This window comes from Litorerythrobacter xanthomarinus, assembly GCF_046254955.1.
In the GTDB taxonomy this organism is placed as follows: Bacteria; Pseudomonadota; Alphaproteobacteria; order Sphingomonadales; family Sphingomonadaceae; genus Qipengyuania_C.
Window position 1 is genome coordinate 354,538 of sequence record NZ_JBJXRG010000002.1, and the last position, 12,635, is coordinate 367,172.

The 12,635-nt window shown below is 60.6% G+C and carries 12 protein-coding genes; 3 read left to right on the forward strand and 9 right to left on the reverse strand.

Annotated elements, in window-relative coordinates; translation table 11 throughout:
• Nucleotides 1–11 precede the first annotated feature (11 nt).
• From lexA to ACEWMW_RS11020, 9 genes are all read right to left on the reverse strand, one after another.
• Complete coding sequence (lexA, locus tag ACEWMW_RS10980) at nucleotides 12–704, reverse strand: transcriptional repressor LexA (RefSeq protein ID WP_409413973.1); 693 nt, start codon at nucleotides 702–704, stop codon at nucleotides 12–14.
• 102 nt (nucleotides 705–806) lie between these two features.
• Entirely contained in the window at nucleotides 807–2,006 is a 1,200-nt protein-coding gene (locus ACEWMW_RS10985) for a molybdopterin molybdotransferase MoeA (RefSeq protein WP_409413974.1), read from the reverse strand.
• Nucleotides 2,003–2,476, reverse strand: a complete 474-nt coding sequence (moaC, locus tag ACEWMW_RS10990) for a cyclic pyranopterin monophosphate synthase MoaC (RefSeq protein WP_409413975.1) — start codon at nucleotides 2,474–2,476, stop codon at nucleotides 2,003–2,005. Before moaC ends, ACEWMW_RS10985 begins: the two co-directional genes overlap by 4 nt.
• 173 nt (nucleotides 2,477–2,649) lie before the next feature.
• Nucleotides 2,650–3,438 carry an indole-3-glycerol phosphate synthase TrpC gene (gene trpC / locus ACEWMW_RS10995; protein WP_409413976.1) on the reverse strand — a complete coding sequence of 263 codons (789 nt, stop codon included), beginning with the start codon at nucleotides 3,436–3,438 and terminating at the stop codon, nucleotides 2,650–2,652.
• A complete protein-coding gene (gene trpD / locus ACEWMW_RS11000; protein WP_409413977.1) occupies nucleotides 3,435–4,394 on the reverse strand; it encodes an anthranilate phosphoribosyltransferase in 960 nt (319 codons plus the stop codon). The genes trpC and trpD overlap by 4 nt, the downstream gene beginning before the upstream one ends.
• Nucleotides 4,391–4,990, reverse strand: coding sequence for an anthranilate synthase component II (locus ACEWMW_RS11005; protein ID WP_409413978.1), 600 nt, complete (start codon nucleotides 4,988–4,990; stop codon nucleotides 4,391–4,393). The genes trpD and ACEWMW_RS11005 overlap by 4 nt, the downstream gene beginning before the upstream one ends.
• Complete coding sequence (locus tag ACEWMW_RS11010; protein ID WP_409413979.1) at nucleotides 4,987–5,847, reverse strand: phosphodiester glycosidase family protein; 861 nt, start codon at nucleotides 5,845–5,847, stop codon at nucleotides 4,987–4,989. Before ACEWMW_RS11010 ends, ACEWMW_RS11005 begins: the two co-directional genes overlap by 4 nt.
• Nucleotides 5,844–7,361, reverse strand: a complete 1,518-nt coding sequence (locus tag ACEWMW_RS11015) for an anthranilate synthase component I family protein (RefSeq protein ID WP_409414456.1) — start codon at nucleotides 7,359–7,361, stop codon at nucleotides 5,844–5,846. The genes ACEWMW_RS11010 and ACEWMW_RS11015 overlap by 4 nt, the downstream gene beginning before the upstream one ends.
• Before the next feature lie 8 nt (nucleotides 7,362–7,369).
• A complete protein-coding gene (locus ACEWMW_RS11020) occupies nucleotides 7,370–9,307 on the reverse strand; it encodes a SurA N-terminal domain-containing protein (protein ID WP_409413980.1) in 1,938 nt (645 codons plus the stop codon).
• A 216-nt stretch (nucleotides 9,308–9,523) separates the two neighbouring features.
• On the opposite strand from ACEWMW_RS11020, the gene tpiA reads away from it, so the two are divergent.
• The 3 genes from tpiA to ACEWMW_RS11035 all read left to right on the forward strand — a co-directional run bounded on the left by tpiA (nucleotide 9,524) and on the right by ACEWMW_RS11035 (nucleotide 12,503).
• A complete protein-coding gene (tpiA, locus tag ACEWMW_RS11025) occupies nucleotides 9,524–10,297 on the forward strand; it encodes a triose-phosphate isomerase (RefSeq protein WP_409413981.1) in 774 nt (257 codons plus the stop codon).
• Nucleotides 10,298–10,394: 97 nt separating this feature from the next.
• Entirely contained in the window at nucleotides 10,395–10,781 is a 387-nt protein-coding gene (gene secG, locus ACEWMW_RS11030; RefSeq protein WP_409413982.1) for a preprotein translocase subunit SecG, read from the forward strand.
• Between the two features lie 87 nt (nucleotides 10,782–10,868).
• The gene (locus tag ACEWMW_RS11035) at nucleotides 10,869–12,503 is read left to right on the forward strand and encodes a CTP synthase (protein WP_409413983.1); all 1,635 of its coding nucleotides are present in this window, start codon (nucleotides 10,869–10,871) and stop codon (nucleotides 12,501–12,503) included.
• The last annotated feature ends 132 nt before the right edge of the window (nucleotides 12,504–12,635 follow it).

Genomic DNA, 12,635 nt, shown 5'->3' on the forward strand with positions numbered 1-12,635 from the left:
AACGTGGCTCATCAGTGGTACCGCCGCAATAGCCCCGCGAGTTTGCCCTGCACCTGCACTTGAGCAGCGTCATAGACCTGCGGCTGATGCGTCGGGTTGGCCGGATCAAGCCGCACGCGCCCCTGATCGCGATGAAGATACTTGAGCGTCGCTTCCTCATTATTGACAAGCGCCACTACGATTTCGCCATCGCGGGCCGTATCGGTCCGCCGAACAAGCGCGAAGTCACCATCAAAGATACCCGCATCGATCATCGAATCGCCCGATACTTCGAGCGCATAATGTTCGCCCGGGCCGAGCAGCGCCGCAGGGACGGGAAGCGAACTCTGATCTTCGATTGCTTCGATCGGTGCACCGGCGGCAATGCGCCCATGAAGCGGAATTTCGATCACATCATTCGCAGCTTCGGACTGTCTGACTTGCGTGCTTCGCGTCGCTGCAGCCACCATGTCATTGGCAGCGCGGGCGCGCGGAGCAGCGGGAACCGCATCTTCCGGCTGCTTGATCACTTCAAGCGCGCGGGCGCGGTTCGGTAAGCGGCGGATGAAGCCACGCTCTTCCAATGCAGAGATCAGGCGATGAACGCCCGACTTACTCTTCAGATCAAGCGCCTCCTTCATTTCCTCGAAACTCGGCGAGATGCCGGTTTCTTCAAGTCGCTGCTGGATAAAGCGGATCAGTTCGTGCTGTTTTGCAGTCAGCATGTGAGGCTCCATGGTCGCCAATGGTTCCATCCGAATCGCGCCATAGAGTGATGCGAACGAATACGGAACAATTAGGCAACCAAATTTGGCAAGTCAAGCAATTCAGCCATTTTCGAGCAAGTAGACCGGAACAGATGTTCCCGCTTTCACCTCATCTCCCAGCGACGGCCTGTCGATCAGCGCATTGGAAATGGCGAGGGCATGCATGCCGCCCGAGTCCTGCGAACCCAGCGGCTCGACCATGCCTTCGCGATAGACCGCGCGCAAGAACTCGCGTCGCTTGTGACCGTGACCGATATCGACCGCTGTCGGTAGAGCGATGGTGGAGGGGTTGGGGCTAAGAGAGCCCGCCAGCCTGCGGAGCAGTGGCAGCAGGAAGAGGAACGCGGTGACATAGGCCGAGCCGGGATTTCCCGGCAGGCCAAGGATGATCTGCGAACCCTTGCGGCCCACCATTAGCGGTTTGCCCGGCTTGATCGCTACGCGCCAGAAATCGATCTTGGCACCCCATTGCTCGAGCGCTGGACGGATGAGGTCGTGATCGCCCACCGAAGCGCCGCCAGTCGTTACGATAACATCGCACGATGCAGCCGCGTCGAAGGCATCAAGGATCGACTCCATCCGATCTTCGACCGGTCCGAGCGCACGCACCTCGCTTGTATATGGCGCTGCCATTGCCGCCAGCATCGCGCCATTGCTCGCGGGGATCTGGTTCGGCCCGCAATTATCAAGTGAAGCGGAAAGCTCGTCCCCGCTATCTATCACCCCGAGCGAGGGGAGGCGGTGGACCGCAAGCTCACCATGACCGGATGAGATCGCAAGAGCCAGTTGCGCCGCGCCGATCCGTGTGCCCTTGCCGAGCAGTGCCTGCCCATCGGAGAAATCATAGCCAGCACGGCGGATATGTCGTTCGGTCGGCTCGCCTTTGCCGTTGATCGAGAGTCGTTCACCTTCCCGCTCAGCATTCTCTTGCAGCAATACGGCGACCTCGCCAGTCGGCATATGCGCACCGGTCGAAATGCGGATCGCTTCACCTGCCGAGAGCGTCCCGCCAAAAGGATGGCCTGCGGCGCTTTCTCCGATGACCTGCCATGGGCCAACGCAGTCATCAGAGCGCACGACGTAGCCGTCCATCGCAGAAAGGTCGGTCACAGGCTGGGTGCGGCGAGCTTTTAGATCTTCGGCGAGGTAGCTGCCCGGCGCGTCCCGTACAGCGACAGTCACGAAACCGAGAGGCGCTACATCGGAAAGCAGGCGCTCCCATGCCTCCTCCAGCGGGATCGGCTTGGGCGGCAGGCTCATTCGGCGCGCCATTCGTCCGATTTGCCGCCGCGCTTCTCCAGCAGGCGGACCTCGCTGATCACCATGCCTTTCTCAAGCGCTTTGGCCATATCGTAAATGGTCAGCAAGGCGATTGACGCTGCTGTCAGCGCTTCCATCTCGACCCCGGTTTTCCCGGTGGTTGAGGCCGTGGCTGTCGCGATCACGTGGTCGGCTGCGAATTCGAATTCCAGGTTGACCGAATCGAGCGGCAGCGGATGACACAGCGGGATGAGTTCGGCGGTTTTCTTGGCCGCCATGATCCCGGCAATGCGCGCTGTGCCGAGCACATCACCCTTGGGGCCATTGCCTTCGCGCACCGCCTCAAGCGTTGCCGCGCTCATCCGGATCGCGCCGGAAGCTACGGCAACCCGCGCGGTCTCAGGTTTAGCGCCGACATCCACCATGCGGGCGGCACCGGTGTTATCGATATGGGTAAGGCGGTCACTCATAATGATTTCAATACCTTGTCGCTAACAATTCCTACTGGATGGAGCACATGGAGCACTGTCCATGAGCCGAAAAGATGCTGTCTCGGTCGTTCGGTCGCAACTAGAGGTTTGGGAAGGTCGAGACGGCGTATCATCCACGCTTCTATGCAGGAAAATTTGAATGTAGGACAGTGTCAGCCGCCCAGGAGACTGCGTGTCGCTTCTTCGACATCCGGCTGCCGCATCAGGCTTTCGCCGACGAGGAAGCAGCGTACGCCCGCTTCGGCCAGCCTGAGGCAATCCGCATGCGAGCTGAGCCCGCTTTCGCCCACGAGCAGCGTGCCTTCCGGCGCGAGCGGCGCAAGACGCTCCGTCGTCGCTAGGTCGGTCACGAAGGTCTTCAAATTGCGGTTGTTGACCCCGATAAGCCGGGAATTGAGCCGCGATGCGCGCTCCATTTCGGGTTCATCGTGGACTTCGACCAGCACGTCCATTCCGCGTTCGGTTGCCGCGGCTTGGATTTCGGCCATCTCGGAGTCTTCGAGCGCCGCAACGATGATAAGGATCGCATCGGCGCCGATCGCGCGGGCTTCGGCCACTTGCCAAGGATCGATCATGAAATCCTTCCGCAGGACTGGCAACTCGCAAGCCGCTCGCGCTTCGATCAGGAAGTCCTCATGCCCCCGGAAATAGGGCGCGTCGGTCAGCACCGACAGGCAAGCCGCGCCGCCCTCCTGATAAGCGCGCGCATGATCCGCAGGGTGAAAATCTTCGCGGATGAGGCCCTTGGAAGGGGAGGCTTTCTTGATCTCTGCAATCAGACCGAAACCACCGGCAGCCTTGGCCGCAAGCGCCTTGTGGAACCCGCGCGGCGCTAATTGCCCGGCTGCCACATGGTCGAGCGCGGTAATTGAGCGCTCGGCGCGGCGCGCGCCCACTTCGATTCGCTTGGTGGCACAAATCTCGGCGAGCTTGTCGCTCATTTGACCGTGCCGATCCAGCAATCAAGCAACGCATTTGCGAGGCCCTTGTCAATTGCCTCGGCAGCTTCCTCTGCGCCTTCTCGCCAGTCGGAAACCTCGCCTGCTACAATGAGCGCACCTGCGGAATTGAGCAGGACCGCATCGCGGTATGCCCCTTCTTCGCCCTGCAGCATGCGCCTGAGCGCTGCAGCGTTGTATTCGGCATCGCCGCCGCGCAGGTCCTCCAGCGGATGGCGCGGCAATCCGGCTTGTTCTGGCGTTACGCAATTGCCTTCCAATACGAGACCGATCGTAGCTATCCGGGTGGGGCCGGAGATCGAAATCTCATCAAGACCTTCTTCACCCGATACGATCATGGCCTGCTCCATGCCGAGCAGTTCCATCGCCTCGCGATACAGGGGAACCAGATCGGGTGAAGGCACGCCGACCAACTGCCGGGTTACCCTTGCCGGATTGGCCAGCGGCCCGAGCAGGTTGAAGATCGTCCTGCGCCCCAGCGCCTTGCGGATCGGGGCAATGCGCCCAAGCGCAGGGTGGTGCGCCTGCGCAAAGAAGAACGCGATGCCGTGATCGGGCAATGTTTCTGGTGCCATCTTGCTGGCATTCGCCAGGTTGAGGCCAAGCGCTTCGAGCGTATCCGCCGCGCCCGCCTTCGAACTGGCAGCGCGGTTGCCGTGCTTGGCAACAGGAACTCCGCATGCGGCGACCACGATCGCCACGGCGGTCGAGACGTTGAGTGTATGCTGGCCGTCGCCTCCCGTGCCGCAGACATCGATCGCATGCTCCAGTCCGTCGAGCGCGACCATGCGTTTGCGCATCGCCCGTACCGCTCCGGCGACTTCCCGCGCTGTTTCGCCGCGATCGGCCATTTCGACAAGTGTCGCAGCAATTGCTTCGTCGTCCAGCTCGCCATCAAGCATGCGCCCGAACAGTTCCTCGGTTTCTTCAAGCGTCATGCCGGGACTTTCGCCTCGATACCGCACAGCTTCAGGAAATTGGCCAGCAATTCGTGTCCGTGTTCGGTGGCTATGCTTTCCGGGTGAAATTGCACGCCATGAATCGGCAGCTCGCGGTGGCGGAAGCCCATCACGCTGATGCCATCGAGGCCCGGTGTTTCGCTAGTAGCGTTGACTTCGAGCACCTCGGGAATGTCGTCGACAATCAGCGAGTGATAGCGCGTCGCTGTGAAGGGCGAGGGTAGCCCTTCGAACACACCCGTTCCGTCATGCGTCACCGCGCTGGTCTTGCCGTGCATTAGCCCGCCTTGCACGACCTTGCCGCCGAAATGCTGGCCTATCGACTGATGACCCAGGCACACGCCGAGCAGCGGCTTACCGGCATCGGCGCAGGCTGCGACGAGCTCGAGGCTGATCCCCGCCTCGTTCGGCGTGCAGGGGCCGGGTGAAATGAGGAATCCTGCAGCATTGGTTTTTAGTGCATCGGAGGCGCTGAGCGCATCATTCCGCTCGACCAGCACTTCAGCTCCCAATTCCATCAGGTAGTGGACCAGGTTGAAAGTAAAGCTGTCGTAATTGTCGATAACGAGGATCATTGTCCCGCCTCGTCTTGCCGTTTCTTCACAACCAGGATCGGCCCGACCCCCTTTCCGGTATCGAGGCGGTTCTTGGCCGGGTCCCACAGCGAAGAGACATTGCCATCAAGGTAGAGCGCGTTCTTCACCTTCAACTCGTCGCGATAGAAGCGCGCCAGTTTGCCAAACGATACCGGGGCTTCGCTGATCACGAAATGCGCCTTGCCATCGTCATCGATCCCGACCCCGTTTCGGATTGCCTTGGAAGGTCCGTCATCCTGGAAATCGGGATGCATTTCCCCGCCGATCAGGAGCATCGGCCCAGATTGTGTCCCGAATTGTGGTCTATCGCCGACATTGGAATAAAAATCCTGCGTCGTGCGGATGCGCCAGCTACCATCGGTGCCGTAGAATACGCCGTTCGGCGCCATGAAGAAGTTGCCGTCACCTTCGCCACGATTGAGTTCTTCCAGACGCTCGCGGTTCTCGACAAAGTAGCCGATCGGCAGACCGTCGGGATCAAATATCCCGGCGTTGACTGCGAAGGCGATTGTCTCGCCGGTCACCGTTTCCGAAAAAGCCGCGAGTGAGCCGAACGGCACCCCACTTTCAGGTGCGAGCGCGGTATCAATCCGGTGCGTGTCCGGGCTTGCGACACAATCGGTAAATAGCACTTCCTCGAAGAAATGCGGCGTGCAGTCGGAGGCAAACGCCGGGGCAGGGGCGACGCCCACTTCGCCCGTTCCCCCATCGGCCACTTCGGTTACTTGCTCTCCGCTGATATCGTGCCGCACTACCGGTTCGCCGCCTTGCTGGATGTCACAAGCGGCCAAAGCCAATGAGGCAGCGAGCGGGGCGAGGAATATCAGCTTCTTCATTGTCCAAATCCAGGTTCGCTGGCGACGCGCATGGCTTCCCTTGCTGCGGCGATCAAGGCCCCGGCTTTCGCTTCGCATTCGCGCTGTTCGTATTCGGGATCACTATCCGCGACGATGCCTGCGCCGGCCTGCACATGCAAGGTGCCGTCTTTCAAAACACCCGTACGCAGGACAATGCAGCTATCGAGCGAGCCATCGGGCGCGAAATAGCCAACGCCGCCCGCATAAGGCCCGCGTGTTTCCGTTTCGAGTTCAGCAATGATTTCGCAGGCGCGAATTTTGGGGGCGCCGCTAACAGTGCCCGCAGGAAAACCTGCAAAGATGGCGCCGAGCGCATCCTTGTCGCCTGCCAGCTTGCCGACCACATTGCTGACGATGTGCATGACGTGGCTGTAGCGTTCGACCGTGAAGCTGTCGGTGACTTCGACCGAGTTCCGCTCTGCCACCCGGCCCACATCATTGCGGCCCAGATCAAGCAACATCAGGTGCTCGGCGCATTCCTTGGGATCGGCCAGTAAGCTGGCTTCGGCCTCGCGGTCAGCTTTGGGAGTATCGCCACGCGGACGGGTCCCTGCAATCGGACGGATCGTAACTTCGCCGCCGCGCACGCGCACGAGAATCTCTGGGCTTGAACCGACGATACCGAAACCCGGCAAGTCTAGCAGGTAAAGGAACGGGGAAGGGTTCACCCGTCTCAACGCGCGGTACAAGGCAAGCGGAGACAAGGGGAAGGGGCAGGTAAATCGCTGCGCCAGCACCACCTGGAAGATGTCTCCTGCGGTGATGTAGTCCTTGGCCTTGAGCACCATCTCGCGATAGCGCGCGCCGTCCAGCTGCGGTTCCAGTTCGAGCGACGGGACACCGGCGATCCGATTCTCGCCGGCGATAGTGCTGTTGAGCCGGCGCAAGACTTCGTCGATATATTCGCCCGCGCGTTCGATTGCCTGTGACGGGTCAGCGGCCCCTTCAGCCCAGACCGGTGCGATGCAGAACAGCTCTTCGCTCAGCCGGTCAAACACGAGGATAGCGGTGGGGCGTACGAAGAGCATGTCGGGTAGGTCCAGCGGATTTTCCGGTGCCCGGGGAAGTTCTTCGACTAGTCCGACCGTCTCGTATGCAAAGTAACCAACAAGGCATGACAAGGCCGGTGGCAGTCCATCCGGCACATTGATCCGGCAATCTTCGACCAGTTGGCGCAACGCGGCAATGCTTTCATCCGCGCAGGGCTCGAAAGCGTCGCGGTCAGTCTTCCATTGCCGATTGATCGCAGCCGATTTGCCTTCGCCGCGAAAGACAAGGTCGGGATCGAGGCCAAGCAGGCTGTAACGCCCGCGCACTTCGCCGCCTTCGACCGATTCGAGCAGGAAGTCGCCGCGCTCTGCTTCGAAAAGCTTGCACGCCGCTCCTACAGGTGTCTCGGTGTCTGCGACCGCTCTGCGCCAGACAAGCGCATGGTTTCCGGCAGCTAGCGCGTCGGACGCTCGGCGTGAGCCTTCAAGAGCGGGGCCGCCCAGCGCTGGCCTCAGTTTTCGCCGGTCAGCTGGCGGCGCACCGCGGCGATCGCCGGGTCATTGCGCTCGGCTCCCACCTCTTCGCGCATCGCCACAGTTAGTTGGTCGATATACTCGGAGCCTAATGCCTGGCCGAGTTCCCGCTGGGTACGCGCGACCAAGGGGTCGTTCGCAGCGATTTCCTCGACAGAGATTTCGTCAAGGTCGATGACGAACCAACCGATCCCGCTTGGACCTTCGAGTTTTTTCGAACTGCCTTTGGCCATAGAGAACATGAGTGCGAGCGGTGCAGGCACCCCTTGCTGGAATGCCTGCGCGACCTGTTCGCGTGTCAGGTTCATCCGATCGATACCGGGCAAATTGGGCTCTTCTTCCGCGATCGCCGCTTCGAGTGTCGTTCCGCCGCCGAGGCGGGCCAAGACGCGATCAGCTGCCGCGCGCGCACCCTTTGATCCCTCATCGATTCGCCATTGGGTGATCGCCTGCTGGCGAATCTGCGCCAAAGGCGGCGCAGCGCTCTCAGTAATCTCGGAGACTTCGTAGATGAGGAACAGTTGACCGGGCTGGATCTCGGCGAGTTGCGGCTCGCCCTCCTGCATCTGAAACGCTGTCGAAAGCGCGGGGCCAAGGACCGGCGGGATCGTCTGCGATGGATTGCCGAAAACGCGGCCGTCCGAAGTGACCGGCGCCGTGCTCTGGATTTCAGCGCCAAGTTGTTCGGCCATTTCCGCCAGAGCAACGCCTTCGTCGATTTCTTCTTCCACGCGCGCGCTGAGATCGGAAATGGCAAGACGGCGTTTTTCGGCCCGGATCGTTTCGGCCAGTTCTTCGCGCGCGTCGGCGAGGCTGCGAGCAGCGATTGCATTGACGTTGTCGATGCGGACCACGTGCCAGCCCAGGCCGCTACGCGCGGGTGCGGCAATGCCGCCGCGGGACGCTGCGAATACTGCATTGGCAACCGCCGTCGAGAATTGCTGCCCCAGTGCATCCTTTTCGATCGGACCAATCTGCGAAGTCTGGAACCCGGCTTCGGCAGCGACGCCAGCGATCGATGCTCCGCCATCAAGTCGAGCGCGCAAAGCATTGGCGCCCGCTTCGGTCGGCACGATGATCTGGGTGATTACGCGCTCTTCGCTCGCAGCAAATTGGGCGCGATTTTGCTCGTAGCGAGCGGCGATCTCATTTTCGGTCGGCTCGATTGAGCCATCGAGCGCCTCGGTGCCGAAAGTGGCATAGCGAATTACGCGGCGTTCGGGACGGACGAAGACTTCGCGGTTATCGTTGTAGAAGGAGGTAAGTTCCGCATTCGTGGGATTGCCCGTCGGTGCGTATGCGCTGCTTGGCAGGGTGGCGATCGTTCCAACGCGCCTTTCACGGGCGAGGGCAGCATAACGCCGGGCGATGGAAGCTGGGGCATTGGCAGCGAAGCCCGCTGGGGCAAGAAGTTGCTGGGCATAGAGGCCGGATGCGATCTGTTCGCGCACCAGAGCATCGCTCAATCCCTGCTGCGCCAGGATGCCTTGGTAAGCCTGCTGGTCGAAATTGCCGCTGGCACCGCGAAAAGCGGGATTGCCGATAATCTCGCTGTTTACGAGGTTGGTTCCGGCGCGAAGGCCATGCTTGCGAGCATACTCGCTGATCGCGGTCTGGGCGATAAGCTGGTCGAGCACATCCTCGATACCGCCTTGCTCGGCAAAGGCCTGGATCGTGATAGTCGGATCCTGCTGGCGAATCTGGTCGACCGCATTGCTGGTGGCGCGGCTGAGGTCGCTGGTGCTGATCTTGGCATCGCCTACTACTGCGACGCGGTCACCACCTGCGACACCGCCGAAGACTGCCGTGTTGGCAACGTCGGAGCTGGCAAAGGCAAAGGCGATCAGTCCGAGAAAGGCGAAAGTTATCCCAAGGCCAATCTTCGATTGGAAGAATCTGCGGAAGAAATGAATCATTGCCAGGCGTTCCAGGAAATCGAGAATCTGTGCCCATCACAGGGCGCTGTCGGGCGGGCTTTATCGGGCCTGCGCGGCTGCGGCAACAGTCCGGACAAGGAGTTTGCCGCGATGCGGCATAGGTTTTGACTGTATCGTCCCGCTCGGCTAGCGGATCGCGCCGGACCAGCATTCTGCGGCTCCGAAGATTCGAACTTATCCGGGACACATAGCGTCATGGCCATGAGGCCCTTTATTATCGGCAACTGGAAGATGAATGGCACCCGCGCCATGCTGGGTGAAGCGCGGGCGATCGACCGTGCGGCGCAGCGCCTTATGAAGGTCGAAGTGGCAATCGCACCGCCGTTTACCCTGATCCATGCAGTCCACCGCGAAGTCGAGCAGATCGGCGTTGGTGCGCAGGACTGTCACACGGGAACCGACGGCGCCTTCACCGGCGATGTCTCGGCCAGCATGGTTGCCGATGCCGGCGCGAAATTCGTTATTCTTGGCCATAGTGAACGCCGCGAAGGTCATGGCGAAAGCGATGCACTGATCCGGCAGAAGGCTGACGACGCGCTGGAAGCCGGGCTCCGCCTCGTGCTGTGCTGCGGTGAAAGCGAAAAGGTTCGCGATTCGGGCAAGGCTGAGAAGTTCGTCCTGGATCAATTGCGCGCATCGCTCCCCCCGCTGGAAGACGGAGCGGACGCGGTGGCCGAACAGATTGCGGTTGCTTACGAGCCCATCTGGGCGATCGGCACCGGCAAGACCGCATCAATTGCGGATATCGAAGAGATTCATGCGGCCATTCGCGGCTTGCTAGTTGAAACCTATGGCGATGAAGCAGGAAGCGAGATCCGGATCCTCTACGGCGGTTCGGTCAAGGCCGAGAACGCGGCAGAGATCCTCGCTGCTGAGCATGTGGGCGGGGCGCTTGTAGGCGGCGCGAGCCTTTCTGCCGAAAGTTTCCTTGGCATCGTAATCGCCGCAAGCGATATCGAAACCAATTAGGCCTGAATAACCTCAGAGGCAGCAGTGAGTCACCAAGCTTGCCCTGCAAGGCTTGCATCCCTATTTGCAGGGCCACCACAAACAAGAAGCGTATCGCATGTCACTTTTTCTCTTTCTTACCGTCTTGCAAGCGATCGTCGCTGCCGCATTGGTTGGCATCATCCTGATGCAGCGTTCCGAAGGCGGCGGGCTGGGCATTGGCGGCAGCCCGACGGGCATGCTGGGTGCGCGCGGTGCAGCCGACTTCATGACCCGGACAACGAAGATCCTTGCGATCGCTTTTGTGGCGCTTTCGATTGCACTTGCAGCCGTAGCAGTCGAGGCAACCGGCACCGACGAGATCACCACGACACTCGATCGCAATGTCGCCCCGGTAGAGAACGATCCGCTGGCCGGAGCGCTGGGCCCGGCAACAGGCGAGGGCGCTCCGGCACCCGATCCTGCGCCTGCCAACGATGATCCGCTGGCTGACGTTACGCAGTAATTCCGCAATGTAATTGTGGATGGTGCGTTCGAACGCGTCATTTCGCGCTTGCCACGAATCCATTTCGGGGCCTAGGGCTCAACTCCCATGGCGCGGTTCATTTTTATCACCGGCGGCGTGGTCTCATCGCTTGGCAAAGGGCTTATGGCAGCCAGTCTCGCTGCCCTCCTTCAGGCGCGTGGATACAAAGTCCGCATCCGGAAATTCGACCCTTATCTCAACGTCGATCCAGGGACGATGAGTCCCTATCAGCACGGCGAAGTCTATGTGACGGATGACGGGGCCGAGACTGATCTCGATCTCGGCCATTACGAGCGCTTTACCGGCGTTTCAGCGCGGCAGAGCGACAATATCACTTCAGGCCGGGTCTACCAGAACATCATCCAGCGCGAACGGCGCGGAGATTATCTCGGCGCGACTGTGCAGGTGATCCCGCACGTCACCGACGAGATCAAGAAATTCGCTGTGTCCGAAGTCGACGACCTCGATTTTGTTTTGTGCGAGATTGGCGGCACAGTTGGCGACATCGAATCCCTGCCTTTCATGGAAGCCATCCGCCAGCTGCGCAACGAGCTGGAGCCGCAGCAAACGCTTTCGGTGCACGTTACACTTGTCCCGTTCATCGCGGCTGCGGGTGAACTAAAGACCAAGCCGACGCAGCATTCGGTTCGCGAACTAGCCGCGCTCGGGATCAAGCCCGATGTGCTGCTTTGCCGCACTGAACACCCGTTGCCCGACGGTGAGCGAAGGAAGATCGCACAGTTCTGTAACGTGCGGCCCGAAGCAGTGATACCGGCACTCGATGCGCGCTCGATTTACTCGGTCCCGACACAATATCACGAAGAAGGCCTCGACGAGCAGGTCTTGCGCTCGTTCGGCATCACCGATGCGCCCGAACCAGATCTCTCGCGCTGGCAGGACGTGGAAGACCGCTATTTCAACCCGGAGGGCGAAGTGACGATCGGCGTCGTCGGCAAGTATGTCGGTCTGCAGGATGCCTACAAATCGCTCAACGAAGCGCTGGTGCATGGGGGCCTCGCCAACCGGGTGAAGGTCAACATTGAATGGATCGACGCGGAAATCTTCGAAGGCGAGGAATCGGATATAGCGGCGCAGCTCGAACCGCTGCACGGCATTCTTGTGCCGGGAGGCTTTGGCGAGCGCGGTTCCGAAGGCAAGATCGCTTCGGTGCGCTTTGCCAAGGACCGCAAGGTCCCGTTCTTCGGTATCTGCCTGGGTATGCAGATGGCCTGCATCGAGGCAGCGCAGTCCGCTGGAATCAGCGAGGCATCATCCACTGAGTTCGGCGAAACAAAGGAACCCGTGGTCGGCATCATCACCGAGTGGATGAGCGAAGAAGGATTGCAGCAGCGCGAAGCAGGCGGCGATCTGGGCGGAACGATGCGCCTGGGTGCGTACGATGCCATGCTGGACGGTAACAGCCACATCAGCGCCATTTACGGCGGCGCGAAAACTATCTCCGAGCGGCACCGTCATCGCTATGAAGTCAACGCCGCCTATCGCGAGCCTATCGAGGAAAATGGCTTGCTGTTCTCGGGATGGTCACCCGATGGGCTGCTGCCGGAAACGGTCGAACGGCCGGATCATCCCTGGTTCGTGGGGGTCCAATTCCACCCGGAGCTCAAGAGCAAACCTTTCGATCCGCACCCGTTGTTCGCAGGGTTCGTTGCTGCAGCGCTCGAGCAATCGCGTCTCGTCTGACTATCAGGGACCTTCGGATCGGCAGCAAAAGTAAATGTATTAAGCATGTCGATTTACCGAGGCTTTATTTTTCTATGAAAATGAGGCAGGTAAGAATTTGCATTGGGGCCCATTGAGTCCCCAGGGTGGGGG

Excerpts from the sequence above, each read along its gene's own strand:
- lexA (WP_409413973.1), bottom strand. The coding sequence starts at position 704 with ATGCTGACTGCAAAACAGCACGAACTGATCCGCTTTATCCAGCAGCGA.
- ACEWMW_RS10985 (WP_409413974.1), bottom strand. The coding sequence starts at position 2,006 with ATGAGCCTGCCGCCCAAGCCGATCCCGCTGGAGGAGGCATGGGAGCGC.
- moaC (WP_409413975.1), bottom strand. The coding sequence starts at position 2,476 with ATGAGTGACCGCCTTACCCATATCGATAACACCGGTGCCGCCCGCATG.
- trpC (WP_409413976.1), bottom strand. The coding sequence starts at position 3,438 with ATGAGCGACAAGCTCGCCGAGATTTGTGCCACCAAGCGAATCGAAGTG.
- trpD (WP_409413977.1), bottom strand. The coding sequence starts at position 4,394 with ATGACGCTTGAAGAAACCGAGGAACTGTTCGGGCGCATGCTTGATGGC.
- ACEWMW_RS11005 (WP_409413978.1), bottom strand. The coding sequence starts at position 4,990 with ATGATCCTCGTTATCGACAATTACGACAGCTTTACTTTCAACCTGGTC.
- ACEWMW_RS11010 (WP_409413979.1), bottom strand. The coding sequence starts at position 5,847 with ATGAAGAAGCTGATATTCCTCGCCCCGCTCGCTGCCTCATTGGCTTTG.
- ACEWMW_RS11020 (WP_409413980.1), bottom strand. The coding sequence starts at position 9,307 with ATGATTCATTTCTTCCGCAGATTCTTCCAATCGAAGATTGGCCTTGGG.
- tpiA (WP_409413981.1), top strand. The coding sequence starts at position 9,524 with ATGGCCATGAGGCCCTTTATTATCGGCAACTGGAAGATGAATGGCACC.
- secG (WP_409413982.1), top strand. The coding sequence starts at position 10,395 with ATGTCACTTTTTCTCTTTCTTACCGTCTTGCAAGCGATCGTCGCTGCC.
- ACEWMW_RS11035 (WP_409413983.1), top strand. The coding sequence starts at position 10,869 with ATGGCGCGGTTCATTTTTATCACCGGCGGCGTGGTCTCATCGCTTGGC.